The organism is Collinsella sp. CLA-AA-H302 (genome assembly GCF_040093305.1).
Classification (GTDB): Bacteria; Actinomycetota; Coriobacteriia; order Coriobacteriales; family Coriobacteriaceae; genus Collinsella.
In genome coordinates, this window is record NZ_JBBNJW010000003.1 from 84,555 (window position 1) to 99,469 (window position 14,915).

The following is a 14,915-nucleotide window of genomic DNA, read 5'->3' on the forward strand; positions in this document are numbered from 1 at the left end:
GTCGGCCTCGAGGTTTATTCCACGGTGCCGTAGACGGCGCCCCAGCCGTGGGCGGCTAGGGCCGAGTTGAGCTGGTCGCAAAGGGACTGACGGTCGTAATAGCCGGGCGGCAGCAGGTTGACGATCTCCATGAGGTCGGGCGCCAGGTCCAAGATTTCGGCCTGTACGATCAGATCCAGGCGGTCGATGGCGCGGCGATCGTAAAACAGTCCGTCGACCAGGCGCTGCAGGTCGCCGAATTCCTCGGCCCTAAACGATCCGTACTCCATAGTGCCTCCTTGGGCGCCCCACGCCGGCATGCGCGGCGATTCGTAATTCATTGCGATGGACTTAATCTATCACGGCTTCATATCGTTGCGGCGGTGGCGGTCTATACTTAGACGAACTGCAACGTACCGCTTCGTGAAAGGTCGCACCCATGCAGACGATCTACCAGAAGATGGAAACCACCGAGCTCGATGCCGCCATCGAGGCGCTCAAAGCCGAGGTTGCCGAGGTCAAGGCCAAGGGCCTGGCGCTCGACATGGCTCGCGGCAAGCCGTCACCCGCCCAGGTGGACATCTCTCGCCCTATGCTCGATATCCTCAATGCCGATGCCGATTTGCACGACGGCAACGTCGACTGCTCCAACTATGGCTGCTTTGAGGGCATTCCCTCGGCACGCAAACTGGCAGGGGAGTTCCTGGGCTGCCCCGCCGAGCAGACGCTCGTGCTGGGTTCGTCGAGCCTCCTGATCGAGCACGACATCGCCGGCATGTTCTGGCGTTGCGGTTCGTGCGGCAGCGAGCCCTGGGACGCCTACGAGGCCGCGCACGACGGCAAGAAGGTCAAGTTCCTGTGCCCCGTCCCCGGCTACGACCGTCACTTTGGCATCACCGCCGACCTGGGCATCGAGAACGTTCCCGTCGCGATGACCGACAACGGCCCCGATATGGACGAGATCGAGCGCCTCGTTGCCGCCGATGATTCCATCAAGGGTATCTGGTGCGTGCCCAAGTATTCCAACCCCACGGGCATCACCTTTAGCGAGGACACCGTGCGCCGCCTGGTCGAGATGCCCACGGCCGCGCCCGATTTCCGCATCTTCTGGGACAACGCCTACTGCGTGCACGACCTGTACGACGAGACCGACGAGCTCGCCAACATCTTTGACCTTGCCCGCGCGGCGGGCACCGAGGACCGCGTGGTGGCCTTTGCCTCGACGTCCAAGATCACCTTCCCGGGCGCCGGTATCGGCTTTATCGGCGCGAGCCCCGCGGTAATTGCCGAGTTCTCCAAGCGCCTGAAGGCCGGTCTGATCAGCGCCGACAAGCTCAACCAGCTGCGCCACGTTCGCTTCCTTCCCACCATCGAGGCGGTCAAGGAGCACATGAAAAAGCATGCCGAGTTCTTGCGCCCGCGCTTTGAGGCGGTTGAGCGCAAGCTCACCGAGGGCCTGGGCGAGACGGGCTGCGCTACCTGGACGCATCCTCGCGGCGGCTACTTTGTGAGTTTCGATGGGCCCGAGGGCTCGGCCCAGAAGGTTGCGGCGCTCTGCGCCGAGCTGGGTGTTAAGCTCACGCCAGCCGGCGCTACCTGGCCCTACGGCAAAGACCCGCGCGATACCAACATCCGTATTGCGCCGAGCTACCCCACGGTCGAGGACCTGGAGGCCGCGCTCGATGTCCTGGTGCTGGCTGTGAAGCTGGTCGCTGCCGAGCTCGCGCGCGCCGAGCGCGCCTAACGCGTAGGGCCCCGCAAGTCCGCGCCCAGTACTATCCGCACCCTCGATACGCAAAGGAGCGTTTACATGGATTTGGGTATTTCCACCAACCCCACGCCGGAGCTCTACACCATTAAGGTGACCGGCGAGATTGATATTTCTAATGCCGACAGCCTGCGCAATGCCATCGATCTGGCGCTTGAGCAGCCCACCGAGGCCGTCGAGCTCGACTTTGCCCAGGTGAGCTACATCGACTCCACGGGTATTGGCGTGCTCGTGGGTGCCGCGCACCATGCGGACGACCACGGCAAGCGCTTTAGCTGCGTCAACGTGCAGCCTCCGGTGATGCGCGTGGTACAGCTGCTGGGCGTCGACCAGGAGATTTCGATCACGGCGGCATAAGCCCTGCCCCAAAAGGGCCATGCCGTTTGGCATATGTTTGTGATGCGCTCGGACGTTTTGGCGTCCGGGCGCTATACTTGACCGAATGAATAGACGAGTTCCGGCCGAATGGCGCGGTGCGGGCTCGACTCACATCGAGCCTTGGAGGTATGTGTGTTTGGTATTGGAGAGGGTGAGCTCGCGATCATCGTGGTCTTCGGCTTTTTGCTGTTTGGCCCGGATAAGCTCCCACAGATGGGCCGTACGATCGGCCGTGCCATCCGTCAGTTCCGCGAGACGCAGGAAAAAATGACGGCCGTTGTTCAGTCCGAGATTATCGATCCGGTGAGCGAGGCCGCGTCGGCCCCGGTCAAGCCCAAGAAGGCCGCCGCTGCTGACGACGATTCCGATGCGGATGAGGATGCCGTCGAGACGGCGTCGCCCGCCAAGAAGGAGACCTTCGCTGAGCGCCGTGCCCGCCTTGCTGCCGAGAAGGCCGCAAGCGAGGGTGCCGCCGAGGGTGAGGGCACCGCCGAGGAGACTGAGGCCGAGGGTGCCGAGACCCCCGAGGGCGAGCCTGCTGCCGTCGAGCCCGCTTCCGCCGCAGAGCCCGACCCCGAGCCGGCGGAGCCCACGACGGCTGACCTCTACGCCCGTCGTCCCCGCAAGCGCAAGGCCGTCGTCGACCAGCTCGCCCGCGAGCTCGAGGCCGAGGACGACACCACTGCTACCACCGATGCTCCGAAGGGAGGCGACGAGTAATGCCTATCGGACCTGCTCGAATGCCGCTTCTCGATCACCTGGGAGAACTCCGTCGTCGTTTGACGATCATCGTCGTATCCGTGTTGGCCGCGACGATTGTTATGTATTTCGCCACTCCCGTGGTCGTCAATATCCTCAAGGCCCCGATTGCACCGTTCGTGCCCGACGGCAAGTTCTTTATCACGAGTTCGCTTGGTGGTTTCGCCATTAAGTTCGGCATTGCCATAAAAGTTGCCGTAGTCATGTGCACGCCCATGATTATCTGGCAGATTTTGGCGTTTTTCCTGCCAGCGCTGCGTCCCAACGAGCGCAAGTGGGTCGTACCCACGGTGCTTGTCGCGACCATTCTGTTCTTTATCGGCGCCATTTTCTGCTATCTCATCATTATCCCCGCCGGCTTTGAGTGGCTCATTGGCGAGACCTCCGGTATTGCCACGGCACTGCCTGATCTCGAGGACTACATCAATATCGAGATTCTTCTTATGATTGGCTTTGGCATTTCTTTTGAGCTGCCGATCGCGGTGTTCTACCTTGCTGTGTTCCAGATTGTTCCCTATGCCAAATTCCGTGCCGCCTGGCGCTACATCTATGTCGGCATGCTTGTGGTCGCGGCGTCCATTACTCCGGATGCCTCGCCGGTCACGCTGATGCTCATGTATGCGGCAATGCTTTCCCTCTACGAGATCTCGCTCGCAGTCACACGCATCGTCGTGGTGGCTCGCGGCGGCAAAAAGGCCCTCACGACGAGTCGCGTTGGCTTTTTTAGCGATGACGACGAGGACAATGAGGAGTAAATCGGTATGCACGAGGTTGGCATTGTCAACGGCATACTCGATACAGTGATTCGCGCGGCGCGTGGGGCGGGGGCCTCGCGCGCCGTTTTGGTAACGCTGCGTATCGGGGATATGACCGAGGTCGTGCGCGAGGCGCTTGACTTTGCGTGGGAGACGTTTCGTGACGAGGACCCGCTCACGCAAGGTTGCGAGCTTGCGGTAGAGGAGGTCCATCCGCAAAGTGAGTGTCTGGACTGCGGTGAGGTTTTCGATCATGATCGCTTCCACTGCCGCTGCCCCCGGTGCGGCGGCGCCAATGTGCGCCTACTGCACGGCCGCGAGCTCGACATTGCAAGTATCGAAATCGAAACCCCCGACGATTAGCCCATCAGCCATCTGGGGACGGGGTATAAAGGGGCAGAAGTAAGGAGTGCTGAGTATGGCCGAGAAAACGATTGATATCGCGTCGCCGATTCTGTCGCGCAACGAGCGCCTGGCAGATCAGCTGCGCAAGCGTTTTGAACAGACGAACACCTACGTAATTAACGTGCTGTCGAGCCCCGGCTCGGGCAAGACCACCACGATCCTGGGCACCAACGAGCGTCTGCGAGATAAGGCAGGCTTGCGCTGCGCCGTTATCGAGGGCGATATCGCCTCGGATGTCGACGCTATCACCATGAAGGAAGCCGGCATGCCCGCCATCCAGATCAACACGGGTGGCCTGTGCCATCTCGAGGGCAACATGATCATGGAGGCTGTCGACGCGTTCGATCAGGCCGTCGGTCTGGAAAACATCGACGTCATCTTTATCGAAAACGTGGGTAACCTGGTGTGCCCGGTCGACTTTGACCTGGGCGAGAACCTGTCCATCATGATCCTCTCGGTGCCCGAGGGTGACGACAAGCCCGTTAAGTACCCGGGTATCTTCCAGCACTCCGGAGCACAGTTGCTCAACAAGGTCGACGTGGCCCCGGCTTTCGATTTTGACATGGATAGGTATACTAAGACACTCGATGACCTCAATCCGCAGGCGCCGCGGTTTGCCGTGAGCGCGCGCAAGGGCGAGGGCATGGATGCCTGGTGCGATTGGCTCATCGGGCAGATTGAGCAAGCAAGGGCGTAAATCGGCCGCCATACAGGTGGGCGTAGCCGCAGAGACACGAGATAGGAGCCTCTTTTGAAGCTCATCATCGCCGAGAAAAACGACGCCGCGCGTCAGATCGCCGAGCGTCTGTCCACAGGCAAACCCAAAAAGGACAAGGTGTACAACACCGCCATCTACCGTTTTGAGTGGAAGGGCGAGGAGTGCGTGACCATCGGCCTTGCCGGTCACATCCTGGCGCCCGATTTTTGCGACAGCGTGCTGTTCGATAAAAAGCTGGGTTGGTATTCGGTGACCGAGGACGGCGAGATGCTGCCGGCCGACATGCCCGACGGCCTGGCCCGTCCGCCATACGACACCAAGCGCAAGCCGTTCCTTGCCGACGGTATCTCCATTAAGGGCTGGAAGCTCGAGAGTCTGCCCTACCTCACCTGGGCGCCCGTCATTAAACTACCGGCCGAGAAGGAACTCATTCGCTCGCTCAAGAACCTGGCTAAGAAGTCCGACAGTGTCATCATCGCCACGGACTTCGATCGCGAGGGCGAGCTGATTGGTTCGGACGCCCTCAACAAGGTGCGCGAGGTTGCGCCCGACTTGCCGGTCGCCCGCGCCCAGTACTCTTCGTTTACCAAGGCCGAGATCACGCACGCCTTCGATAATCTCGTCACGCTCGACCAGAACCTGGCCGACGCTGGCGAGAGCCGCCAGCACATCGACCTTATCTGGGGTGCGGTGCTCACGCGCTATCTGACGCTCGCCAAGTTCGGCGGCTTTGGCAACGTACGCTCCGCTGGCCGCGTGCAGACACCGACGCTTGCCCTGGTGGTCGAGCGCGAGCGCGAGCGCATGGCGTTTGTGCCCGAGGACTATTGGCAGATTCGCGGCATGGGTGCCGCGCAGGGCGCTGCCGAGGACGATCGCTTTAAGATCGCGCACAAGACAGCGCGCTTTACCGACAAGGATGCTGCCGAGACGGCGTATGGTCACGTCGACGGCGCCAAGACGGCGACCGTCGCCGCGGTAACCAAGCGCTCGCGCAAGCAGCAGCCGCCCACGCCGTTCGCTACGACCTCGCTACAGGCTGCCGCTGCGGCTGAGGGCATCTCGCCCGCGCGCACCATGCGCATCGCCGAGTCCCTCTACATGGCGGGCCTCATCAGCTACCCGCGTGTCGACAACACCGTGTACCCCGCGACGCTCGATTTGGGTGCCGTGGTGAGCGACCTGGCAAAGATCAACCCGGCGCTGGCGCCTGTGTGCAAAAAGGTGCTCGCCGGTCCCATGAAGCCCACGCGCGGCAAGGTCGAGACCACCGACCACCCGCCGATCTATCCTACGGGCGAAGGCGACCCGTCCACGCTCGACGGCGGCCAGCGCAAACTCTACGACCTCATTGCCCGCCGCTTCCTGGCAACGCTTATGGGTCCCGCGACCATCGAGAACACCAAGCTCGAGCTCGACGTCAACGGCGAGCCGTTCGTGGTCTCGGGCGACGTACTGGTGACGCCGGGTTTCCGCGAGGCCTATCCGTACGGCCTTAAGCGTGACGAGCAGATGCCGCCGCTGGAGCAGGGTGACACGGTCGACGTGTTCGACATCAAGCTCGAGGCCAAGCAGACCGAGCCGCCCGCGCGCTACAGCCAGGGCAAGCTCGTGCAGGAGATGGAAAAGCGCGGCCTGGGCACCAAGTCTACGCGCGCGAGCATCATCGAGCGCCTGTACGCCGTGCGCTACCTCAAAAATGATCCCGTGGAGCCGAGCCAACTGGGCATCGCCATCATCGACGCGCTGTCGCAGTTCGCTCCGCGCATCACGAGCCCCGACATGACCAGCGAGCTCGACGGCGACATGACCCGCGTGGAGCGCGGCGAGGACACCGAAGAGCATGTCGTGACGCACTCGCGCGCGCTGCTGGCCGGCGTGCTCGACGAGCTACTCAAACATACGCAGGAGCTGGGCGACGCCATCAGCGACGCCGTTACGGCCGATGCGCGCGTGGGCGCCTGCCCCAAGTGCGGCAAGGATTTGGTTATGAAGACGAGCGCCAAGACTCGCGGCAGCTTTATCGGCTGCATGGGATGGCCCGACTGCGACGTGACCTATCCGGTGCCGAGTGGCGTCAAGGTAAGCCCGCTCGAGGGCGAGGCCGCCGTGTGCCCCGAGTGCGGTGCGCCGCGCATTAAGTGTCAGCCGTTCCGCCAGAAGGCTTTCGAGATCTGCGTGAACCCGACGTGCCCCACCAACTACGAGCCCGACCTTAAAGTGGGCGAGTGCAAGGTGTGCGCCGAGGCCGGACGCCATGGCGACCTGATCGCGCACAAGAGCGAGAAGAGCGGCAAGCGCTTTATCCGCTGCACCAACTACGATGACTGCGGCGTGAGCTATCCGCTGCCGGCACGTGGCAAGCTCGAGGCGACGGGCGAGACCTGCCCCGAGTGTGGCGCTCCCATCGTGGTGGTCAACACGGCACGCGGTCCGTGGCGTATCTGCGTCAACATGGACTGCCCGACCAAGGAGAAGAAGCCCGCCCGTGGGCGCAAGACCACGACCAAGGCGAGCGCGGCGAAGAAGACCACGGCGGCAAAGAAGACTTCGACCGCTAAGAAGTCGACCGCCAAGAAGGCTGCCGCGAAAAAGACGACCGCTAAGAAGGCCGCCGACAAGTAGCGGCGCAGCCGAAACATTGCCCAAAACAAAAACGAGCGAGGGTCCCGTGATCCTCGCTCGTTTTTTATCCGGCAGTTAGGGACGTTCCTTTTCTGCCGGCAGTTTAGGAACGTTCCTAACTGCCGGCTCGGGAACGACAAAGCGCTACTTCACCTCGACGGGCGCGGCGCCGGGGTAGCGGTCTTCAAAGTCCAGGCGGTACTTATTGTCGTTGGTGCCCGCCACGTTGTCGCGTGCCAGCGGCGCCACGATCTCATTCTTGTGGTCCGCAGGCTTGGCGTATTTCAGGCTGATCTCCCAGGCATCACAGATTGCGTCAATGCGGTGATCCAGGTCGTCGTACAGGGCGATGATGTCCTTCCAGGAGCTGTAGTTCTTGGAGCTCGTCGGGACGTCCAGGTCCTCGACGATGTCGTAATACTGCTCGATGGTGTCCTCCGTGCGCTCGGCGACGTCGGCGAGATTTTGACGGGTGGTTCGATCCTCTTCCAGATAGTTGCCGTTGAAGTTCTGCGCGCAGCCACGGACCTGGCTGTCGAGATCTTCGAGCAGGTCGTAGTATTCGCTCAAGCGACGGTAGAGGTTCTGCTCGGAGAGCGTTGCTTCGCCGCCATCCTCGTCATCGTCATCATCGTCGTACAGGCTGTTGGGATCGCCGAGAGGCTTTAGGTCATCGTCGTCGACGTCATGGTGCAGCTTGGCTACCTCGGCAGTCGTCTGCGTGGCGGCGTTGTCGAACGGTCTGATTGCAAAGAAGATGACCAGGGCGATGATGATCGCCACCAGCACAACGATAACGGCGATAAGCGGCCCGGTGCCGCTCTTTTTGGGAGCGGGGGTCTGTGGCGAAGCGGGCGCGCATGCGGGAGCCGGCTGCTGTTGGGGCGAGCCGCTCGCGACGGGTATGCGCTGCGTGGTCTCGACGGCCTCGGTCCTTGCGGCGGGGTCGGGGCTATAGGCGAGGGGGTCGTCCGCCTTGGCTTGCGGCGTATCAAGGGAGCCGGTCTGCTCAAAAGCGGGCTGGCTATCGCTCGCGGCTGTTTGCTCAACGGGTGCACCGCACGAGGTGCAGAACTTGGCATCATCTGCAAGAAGCTTGCCGCACGAGGCACAATACCGAGACATTGCCACTCCTTTCGCCACATTTCAATGCAATACGACGATTATACCCAGCATCCAAAATTCCCCATCATACGTTGCGGTGAAATAGGGACTGTTTGGAGGTCTCAGAGCTTCAATCAGTCCCTATTTCACCGCAACTTTGGAAAGGCGCCTTTAGTCATTGGGGACGTTCTTAAACGACTGGTCATTCAAGAACGTCCCCAATGACTAGGTGGGATTTGGGACGTGCCGAGCACTGGGGTATCATGACTTGGTTGATATATCTGCATTTACGCGCCTTGTAGGAAGGGGCTGCGCCCATGGCTTTTGAGCCTGCTCAACATAGCTTTATCACGCTCGAGGGCGTCGACGGTGCCGGCAAGTCCACGCAGGCGCGTCTGCTTGCCCGCGCGCTCGACCTTGCCGGCTACCAGGTTGTGAGCCTGCGCGAGCCGGGCGGCACCGCCATCAGCGAAAAGATTCGCGCCCTGCTGCTCGACCCCGCCAATACGGCGATGGGCGACACCTGCGAGCTGCTGCTGTATGAGGCCGCTCGTGCCCAGTTGGTGCACGAGGTCATAGCGCCCGCCCTCGCGGCCGGCAAGGTGGTCCTGTGCGATCGCTTCTACGATTCCACGACCTGCTACCAGGCGTTTGCCGACGGTCTCGATCGCCAGATGGTGCGCGATGCCAACAATCTGGCCGTCGCGGGAACGCACCCGGCGCTCACGCTCGTCTACCACATCACGCCCGAGCAGGCGGCGCTGCGTATGGCCGCCCGTGGCGCGGCAGATCGCATGGAGGCTAAGGGCATGGCATTCCAGGAGCGTGTCTACAAGGGGTTTTGCGCCATTGCTGCCGAGGAGCCAAACCGCGTAAAGCTCATCGACGCCACTACGACCGTCGAGGAAGTTTTCGAGAAGACGGTCGAGCAGGTTCGCGCGTACGGTCTCGATATCCCCCAGGATGCTGTCGCCGCCGCGCTTGCCAAGGAGGCCGAGTAACATGGCCCCCGCTCAGGCAAGCCTGCTGGCCAAGCTCGACACCCAAGAGCGCGTGCGCGACTTTTTGACCAACGCCGTCGCCAGCGGCCGCGCATCGCACGCCTACCTGTTTTTGGGCGCTCCCGGCGCCGGCAAGCTCGATGCCGCATGGGCGCTTGCCCAGGCATTCCTGTGCGAGCAAGACGGCTGCGGATCGTGCGACAGCTGCGTGCGCGTCGCGCGCCATACGCACCCCGACGTGCACTATTACACCCCCGAAAGCGCTACGGGCTATCTCATCGCGCAGACCCGCGAGCTGCTCGACGACGTGCCCCTGGCGCCCATCCGCGCCAAGGCCAAGGTCTACATCATTGACCGTGCCGAGCAGCTGCGCGCCAACACCGCCAACGCATTGCTCAAAACGCTCGAGGAGCCGCCCGAGGGCGTCATGTTCATCCTGCTGGGCACCTCGGCAGACGTGATGCTGCCCACCATCGTGAGCCGCTGCCAGTGTGTGCCGTTTCGGCTGGTGTCGCCCGCCGTGGCCGCGCAGGCTGTGAGCCGCGCGACGGGTCAGGATCTCACACGTTGTCGCATGGCGGTCGCCGTGGCGGGGAGTCCCACGCGCGGCATCGAGTTCCTTAAGAGTGCCGAGCGCCAGGACGCCCGCCGTCAGATGGTCCGTGCCATCGACTCGCTCATCGCCGCCGACGAGGCCGATGTGCTCAGTCGCGCCAAGTCGCTCATCGTCGCCGTCAAGGCGCCGTTGGCCGAGGTCAAGTCCACGCAGGAAAAGGTGCTCGAGCAAAATGCCGACTACCTGTCGCGTGGAGCATTGAAGCAGCTTGAGGACCGCAACAAGCGCGAACTCAACGCGCGCGAGCGTTCGGGTATCATGGAAGCGCTGGCGAGCGCGCGGACGCTCATGCGCGACGTGCTGCTGACGCTTCAGGATGAGGCGGCCGACGTCGTGAACGAGGATGTGCGCGACACGATCGGTCGGCTTGCCGCCGCGACCAATGTTGCGGGTGCCACCCAGGCGCTCGAAGCGGTCGCAACCGCCGAGCGCAACATCGCCAGAAACGTTACTCCCCAGCTGGCCATCGAGGTCATGCTGTTCGATATCAGGAAGGCACTGAAATGCCGTTAGTCGTACCCGTTAAGTTTACTTACGCCTCGCGCGACCTGTGGTTCGACCCGCAGGATCTGGATATCCTCGAGGCCGATTATGCTATCTGCTCCACCGAGCGCGGAACCGAGATCGGCCTGGTCACGGCGGACCCCTTCGAGGTGCCGCAGGACGAGATCGGCCAGCCGCTCAAGCCCGTGCTGCGCGTGGCGAGCGACATCGACCTGCAGCTTGCCGATGATCTGGCCATCCAAGGCGACGAGGCCATGGTCGATTTCCGTCGCCTGGTCAAGGAGCTCGACCTCGAGATGAAGCCGGTCGGCGTCGAGTACCTGTTTGGCGGCGAGAAGGCCGTGTTCTACTTTGCGGCCGAGGAGCGCGTCGATTTTCGTCAGCTCGTCAAGGACCTTTCCTCGACGCTGCACATTCGCGTCGATATGCGTCAGATTGGCGTGCGCGACGAGACTCGCCTGGTGGGCGGCTATGCCCAATGTGGACAGGAACTCTGCTGCACGCGCTTTGGCGGACAGTTTGAGCCCGTCTCGATTCGCATGGCAAAAGAGCAGGATCTACCGCTTAACTCGTCCAAGATCAGCGGTGTATGCGGCCGCCTGATGTGCTGCCTGCGCTACGAGTTCGAGGCGTATAAGGACTTTAAGAGCCGCGCGCCCAAAAAGAAGACGCTTATCGATACGCCGCTTGGCAAGGCGCGTATCCAAGAATATGACACGCCGCGCGAGCAGCTGGTGCTGCGCCTGGAGAACGGCAAGGTCTTTAAGGTCAACCTGGCCGATATGACTTGCTCGGAGGGCTGCAAAAAGAAGGCAGCCGAGCAGGGTTGCAACTGCCGTCCCGACTGCGTGACGCGCGACGTGCTCGAGCGCATCGAGTCGCCCGAGATGCGCCTGGCGCTCATGGAGCTCGACCGCGAGAACGGCGTCGACGTGGGCGATGGCCTGTCGAACGCTGATCGCCTGGCGGGTATATCGATGCCCAAGCGCCGTCGCCGCGATGCTGATTCCGATGCCCGTGCCGGTCAGGGCCAGGGCGAGAGCCGCGGTCGCGGTAAGGGCCGTGGCAAGTCCGAGACGCCCGAGGTCGAGGAGGCCGCCGGCGGCCGTCGCCGCCGCAAGCGTGCGGGCTCTGCCGATGCCGGCGAGGCCGCAGCCGCCGGCAAGAACGGTGCTCGCGAGCGCGAGGCTCAGCAGCCCCAGCAGCAAAACCGCGGTGGTGGCATGAATCCCACGCGCCGTCGTCGCCGTCATCTGTCGAGCGAGGAGCGCGAGGACGCCTTCCGTGCCGCAGCCGCTCGCGAGGCCGGCGTCGCTCCCAAGGGCGCCTCGGGTTCAGATGCGCCTGCCGATAAGGGCGGCAAGTCGCATGGCGAGGATGAGCGCACCCCGCGTCCGCGCCGTCGCCACTCGTCGGGTGCGCAGCAGAAGCCCTCGGTGCCCTCCGTGGCCGATCAGGTTTCGGATGGCGAGGTCAAGGTCACGCGCCGTCGTCCTGGAGACGGCGGGGGAGCTGCTGCCAAGGCTTCGCGCGGCGCCGCTCGTGACGAGCGCGATTCGCGTGAGGACCGTGGCGGCGAGGGCTCGGCCGACCAGGGCCAAAAGCGCCGTCGCCGTCGTCGTTCCCGTAAGCCGCGCCATGATGGTGGCGAGGGTTCGGCCCAGTCTTCGTCGGCACCGCAGCCGCCTGCCGGCGAGTAGCGCCCGCACGCGGTTTTGTTTGCCTTGTCCGGAGTACTCCGGGGTAGCATATGCATGAATCGGCAGCCCTCCCCGCGCCCAGTGCGTAGGGAGGGTTGTGTCATGAAGAACCATTTGGATGTTTTGAACCGCTTACAAGACGGTGCCGACCTGCCGTTTGCGGACAAATTGCGACCGTTTGCCGAGCGGGCGGCACACGAAGCGCTCGAGGCGTTGTCACCCACGCGCTGTGCCGGCTGCGAGCGCTCCGGTGCGCTTATTTGCCAGGATTGTCTGGCCTCGCTCGCGCTCATCGACCCGTGCCATAGCTGCACTCGGTGCGGTGCTCCGTATGGGGACCTGCTGTGCACCGAGTGCTCGGTCGAGGGGGAGTCCTCGGCGATGGCCGAGGCGCTCGATCGCTGCTTGGCGTGCGCCGTCTACGCGCATCCGCTGCCGCGCATCATTAAGGCGTACAAGGACGCGGGCGAGCGACGCCTGGCTTCGTATCTGGCGGAGCTGCTCTATGACGCCGCCCTGCATGCCCAGGTCGTAGCGCCTGATCGCTACGGAGACGTGCTGCCCGATGCGGATGCGGTGGTGTTTGTGCCTGCGACGGCGGCAGCGTTTCGGCGGCGCGGTTTTGATCACATGGAGGCCATCGCCCGTCCGTTTTGCGAGCTGTCGGGGTTGCCGCTGCTCGATGCCCTCGTTAAATACGGTCATGGTGATCAGCGCCAGCTCGGTCGCGACGAGCGCCGCGAGCATGCGCGGGGCATGTACGAAGCGGTCGAGGACGTGCGGGGCAAACGCCTGCTGCTTATCGACGACGTTATAACCACGGGTGCAACCATGGCGGCCGCCTCTGCCGAGCTCAAGCGCGCCGGCGCTGCAGCCGTCGACGGCCTTGCGATCGCGCGTGTCTGGTAGGGGTGATTTGGCATGGCGCGTTTTGTCAACGGAGCAAAGGCTCCGACGCAAGAGCAACTCAAGGCTTCCGTGATTCTAACAGGCGCCTCGGCGCTACGCATGATGCGAGCCGAGCGCCGACAAATGGGCTTTATTGGCTGGAAGGATCTTGAGCCCGAGGAAGAGCACCGCGTGCTGCACATGTCGTCGCCTTCGGCCGAGGACATCTATCTGCCCGACCTGGTGCGAATCGGAGCCAAAAGCGGCGAGGTGCAAGAAGATCTGTGCTTGCTGGTGGGATCTGCGGCGCAGCGCCGCCGCATGTCTGGCGTGGGCTGGTCCGTGTGTTCCGGGTTGCCTGCCGGCTCGATTCTAGAGGTGGAACCGGGGGTATACAGCCTATCTCCCGAGGCCCTTTGTGTTGCCATCGCCCGCGAGGTCGGCTGTATCCAGGCATTTGCCCTGGCCCAGGAGCTGTGCTCTAAGATTTCCCTGAGCGATCGCGGAAAGTTTCTGCCTCCCTATACCTCGCCTGTTACGAATAAACTTGCAAAGGACAAGGACCAACCGGCAGACGTGGGCTACTTTGAAGTTGAGCCGGTGCTGATGCCCGATCGTCTGGCAGATTATCTCGCGGTATGCAAGGGGAACACGGCCAAACAACTGCAGCGTCTGTGTCCCTATCTTTCGGAAAACCTGCGCTCACCCATGGAGTGCATCATGCTCGCCCTGTTTTCGCTTCCGTTTTCCTATGGCGGGTTTGCCTGCGGTCCCTTTAAGACTGACTACAAGATCGAGTTCGATGACCGCGCGCAGGCAATCTCGGGGATGCCCCATGCAGTTTGTGATGCGTATCAAGAAGCAGCCCGGTTTGACCTGGAATACAACGGCGAGCTGGGCCATTCCTCCCGGGGCGGGCGTATCCACGACGAAAAGCGCAATACAGGCTTTATTGCCATGGGAATCGAGGTCGCGACAGTCAACAACGAGATGCTCTGCGACATGGAGGCGATGGAAGCCCTCGCATGGCGCATCCACCAGCGCATGCGAAAGCGGCATCGGAATCGTGTCGATGCCCGCAGGAAGAAGCAAGAGGCGTTGCTGAACACGCTGCGGGCGTGTTTTGGGCTTAAGCCGGTCTAATTCACGTCGAAATTGGGGGGGGGGGGGTAATCATATGTCCTGGCCAAAATATGGCAAATATGAGTACTGTCACTAAATCAGTAACAGCAAAATCAAGGAATTTAGGACTCGGAGGCGGCATAAATTAAGAAGATAATAAACATATGTAGAATAAATAAGCATCAGATTGGCGACACTGAGCGCAAAATCTGTCCGAGAGGCCAAAATTGTCTGTTACTAAATTGGTGACAGTACTCATATTTGCTATTTTTTGGCCACGGCGCCCCCAGACGGGTGTGTTGGGGCTCTCCATGGGGGAGCGACGGGCTCAATCAGAGTGCGTGCGGCCCGTTCCGACCTGCGAAATCTGTACTCGCGATGCGAATAACGTCCCTAACCTTAAACTTTAGCTTGAACTTAGCTATAATGCGCTACGTTCCTGCCAGGCTGTGGTTGCGGATGGGTGAAATGCCCACCCTAGTCCAAGACAGACGCGGTCAAAGGGATCCACGTAAGCGACCGCGTGCGCGCGGCGCGATCATGGCGCGTCCTAGATGTAAGCCGCACCGTCCGTTCTACTTTCTTTGGGGCAA

At 62.3% G+C, this 14,915-nt stretch carries 14 protein-coding genes; 12 read left to right on the forward strand and 2 right to left on the reverse strand.

From position 1 onward, the window contains the following. Nucleotides 1–14: 14 nt before the first annotated feature. On the reverse strand, nucleotides 15–269 hold the full coding sequence (locus tag AAAV21_RS02960; protein ID WP_349107356.1) for a hypothetical protein: 255 nt from the start codon (nucleotides 267–269) through the stop codon (nucleotides 15–17). A gap of 149 nt (nucleotides 270–418) precedes the next feature. On the opposite strand from AAAV21_RS02960, the gene AAAV21_RS02965 reads away from it, so the two are divergent. The 7 genes from AAAV21_RS02965 to AAAV21_RS02995 all read left to right on the forward strand — a co-directional run bounded on the left by AAAV21_RS02965 (nucleotide 419) and on the right by AAAV21_RS02995 (nucleotide 7,387). Beyond that, the gene (locus AAAV21_RS02965; protein ID WP_349107358.1) at nucleotides 419–1,723 is read left to right on the forward strand and encodes an aminotransferase class I/II-fold pyridoxal phosphate-dependent enzyme; all 1,305 of its coding nucleotides are present in this window, start codon (nucleotides 419–421) and stop codon (nucleotides 1,721–1,723) included. A 66-nt stretch (nucleotides 1,724–1,789) separates the two neighbouring features. After that, nucleotides 1,790–2,104, forward strand: a complete 315-nt coding sequence (locus AAAV21_RS02970; protein WP_349107359.1) for an STAS domain-containing protein — start codon at nucleotides 1,790–1,792, stop codon at nucleotides 2,102–2,104. Nucleotides 2,105–2,257: 153 nt separating this feature from the next. Beyond that, a complete protein-coding gene (locus AAAV21_RS02975) occupies nucleotides 2,258–2,845 on the forward strand; it encodes a twin-arginine translocase TatA/TatE family subunit (RefSeq protein ID WP_349107361.1) in 588 nt (195 codons plus the stop codon). Further along, nucleotides 2,845–3,639, forward strand: a complete 795-nt coding sequence (tatC, locus tag AAAV21_RS02980) for a twin-arginine translocase subunit TatC (protein ID WP_349107362.1) — start codon at nucleotides 2,845–2,847, stop codon at nucleotides 3,637–3,639. The genes AAAV21_RS02975 and tatC overlap by 1 nt, the downstream gene beginning before the upstream one ends. A gap of 6 nt (nucleotides 3,640–3,645) precedes the next feature. Further along, nucleotides 3,646–4,002 carry a hydrogenase maturation nickel metallochaperone HypA gene (hypA, locus tag AAAV21_RS02985; protein ID WP_349107364.1) on the forward strand — a complete coding sequence of 119 codons (357 nt, stop codon included), beginning with the start codon at nucleotides 3,646–3,648 and terminating at the stop codon, nucleotides 4,000–4,002. Between the two features lie 55 nt (nucleotides 4,003–4,057). Further along, nucleotides 4,058–4,741, forward strand: coding sequence for a hydrogenase nickel incorporation protein HypB (hypB, locus tag AAAV21_RS02990; protein ID WP_349107366.1), 684 nt, complete (start codon nucleotides 4,058–4,060; stop codon nucleotides 4,739–4,741). A gap of 54 nt (nucleotides 4,742–4,795) precedes the next feature. Further along, nucleotides 4,796–7,387: a DNA topoisomerase I gene (locus AAAV21_RS02995; RefSeq protein WP_349107367.1), complete on the forward strand. Its 2,592-nt coding sequence runs from the start codon at nucleotides 4,796–4,798 to the stop codon at nucleotides 7,385–7,387. 144 nt (nucleotides 7,388–7,531) lie between these two features. Here the strand turns inward: AAAV21_RS02995 and AAAV21_RS03000 are convergent, their stop codons facing one another. After that, a complete protein-coding gene (locus AAAV21_RS03000) occupies nucleotides 7,532–8,512 on the reverse strand; it encodes a zinc ribbon domain-containing protein (protein ID WP_349107368.1) in 981 nt (326 codons plus the stop codon). Nucleotides 8,513–8,808: 296 nt separating this feature from the next. On the opposite strand from AAAV21_RS03000, the gene tmk reads away from it, so the two are divergent. From tmk to AAAV21_RS03025, 5 genes are all read left to right on the forward strand, one after another. Continuing rightward, nucleotides 8,809–9,492 (forward strand): dTMP kinase, encoded by a 684-nt coding sequence (gene tmk / locus AAAV21_RS03005; RefSeq protein WP_349107371.1) that lies wholly within the window; start codon nucleotides 8,809–8,811, stop codon nucleotides 9,490–9,492. A gap of 1 nt (nucleotide 9,493) precedes the next feature. Further along, on the forward strand, nucleotides 9,494–10,621 hold the full coding sequence (locus AAAV21_RS03010) for a DNA polymerase III subunit (RefSeq protein ID WP_349107373.1): 1,128 nt from the start codon (nucleotides 9,494–9,496) through the stop codon (nucleotides 10,619–10,621). After that, the gene (gene ricT, locus AAAV21_RS03015) at nucleotides 10,612–12,312 is read left to right on the forward strand and encodes a regulatory iron-sulfur-containing complex subunit RicT (RefSeq protein WP_349107374.1); all 1,701 of its coding nucleotides are present in this window, start codon (nucleotides 10,612–10,614) and stop codon (nucleotides 12,310–12,312) included. Before AAAV21_RS03010 ends, ricT begins: the two co-directional genes overlap by 10 nt. Nucleotides 12,313–12,414: 102 nt before the next feature. Beyond that, a complete protein-coding gene (locus AAAV21_RS03020) occupies nucleotides 12,415–13,221 on the forward strand; it encodes a phosphoribosyltransferase family protein (RefSeq protein WP_349107376.1) in 807 nt (268 codons plus the stop codon). Between the two features lie 12 nt (nucleotides 13,222–13,233). Continuing rightward, complete coding sequence (locus AAAV21_RS03025) at nucleotides 13,234–14,343, forward strand: hypothetical protein (protein ID WP_349107378.1); 1,110 nt, start codon at nucleotides 13,234–13,236, stop codon at nucleotides 14,341–14,343. The last annotated feature ends 572 nt before the right edge of the window (nucleotides 14,344–14,915 follow it).

What these genes read in the sequence shown, in the direction of transcription:
- AAAV21_RS02960 (WP_349107356.1), bottom strand. Translation starts at nt 269, where the DNA reads ATGGAGTACGGATCGTTTAGGGCCGAGGAATTCGGCGACCTGCAGCGC.
- AAAV21_RS02965 (WP_349107358.1), top strand. Translation starts at nt 419, where the DNA reads ATGCAGACGATCTACCAGAAGATGGAAACCACCGAGCTCGATGCCGCC.
- AAAV21_RS02970 (WP_349107359.1), top strand. Translation starts at nt 1,790, where the DNA reads ATGGATTTGGGTATTTCCACCAACCCCACGCCGGAGCTCTACACCATT.
- tatC (WP_349107362.1), top strand. Translation starts at nt 2,845, where the DNA reads ATGCCTATCGGACCTGCTCGAATGCCGCTTCTCGATCACCTGGGAGAA.
- hypA (WP_349107364.1), top strand. Translation starts at nt 3,646, where the DNA reads ATGCACGAGGTTGGCATTGTCAACGGCATACTCGATACAGTGATTCGC.
- hypB (WP_349107366.1), top strand. Translation starts at nt 4,058, where the DNA reads ATGGCCGAGAAAACGATTGATATCGCGTCGCCGATTCTGTCGCGCAAC.
- AAAV21_RS03000 (WP_349107368.1), bottom strand. Translation starts at nt 8,512, where the DNA reads ATGTCTCGGTATTGTGCCTCGTGCGGCAAGCTTCTTGCAGATGATGCC.
- tmk (WP_349107371.1), top strand. Translation starts at nt 8,809, where the DNA reads ATGGCTTTTGAGCCTGCTCAACATAGCTTTATCACGCTCGAGGGCGTC.
- AAAV21_RS03010 (WP_349107373.1), top strand. Translation starts at nt 9,494, where the DNA reads ATGGCCCCCGCTCAGGCAAGCCTGCTGGCCAAGCTCGACACCCAAGAG.
- ricT (WP_349107374.1), top strand. Translation starts at nt 10,612, where the DNA reads ATGCCGTTAGTCGTACCCGTTAAGTTTACTTACGCCTCGCGCGACCTG.
- AAAV21_RS03020 (WP_349107376.1), top strand. Translation starts at nt 12,415, where the DNA reads ATGAAGAACCATTTGGATGTTTTGAACCGCTTACAAGACGGTGCCGAC.
- AAAV21_RS03025 (WP_349107378.1), top strand. Translation starts at nt 13,234, where the DNA reads ATGGCGCGTTTTGTCAACGGAGCAAAGGCTCCGACGCAAGAGCAACTC.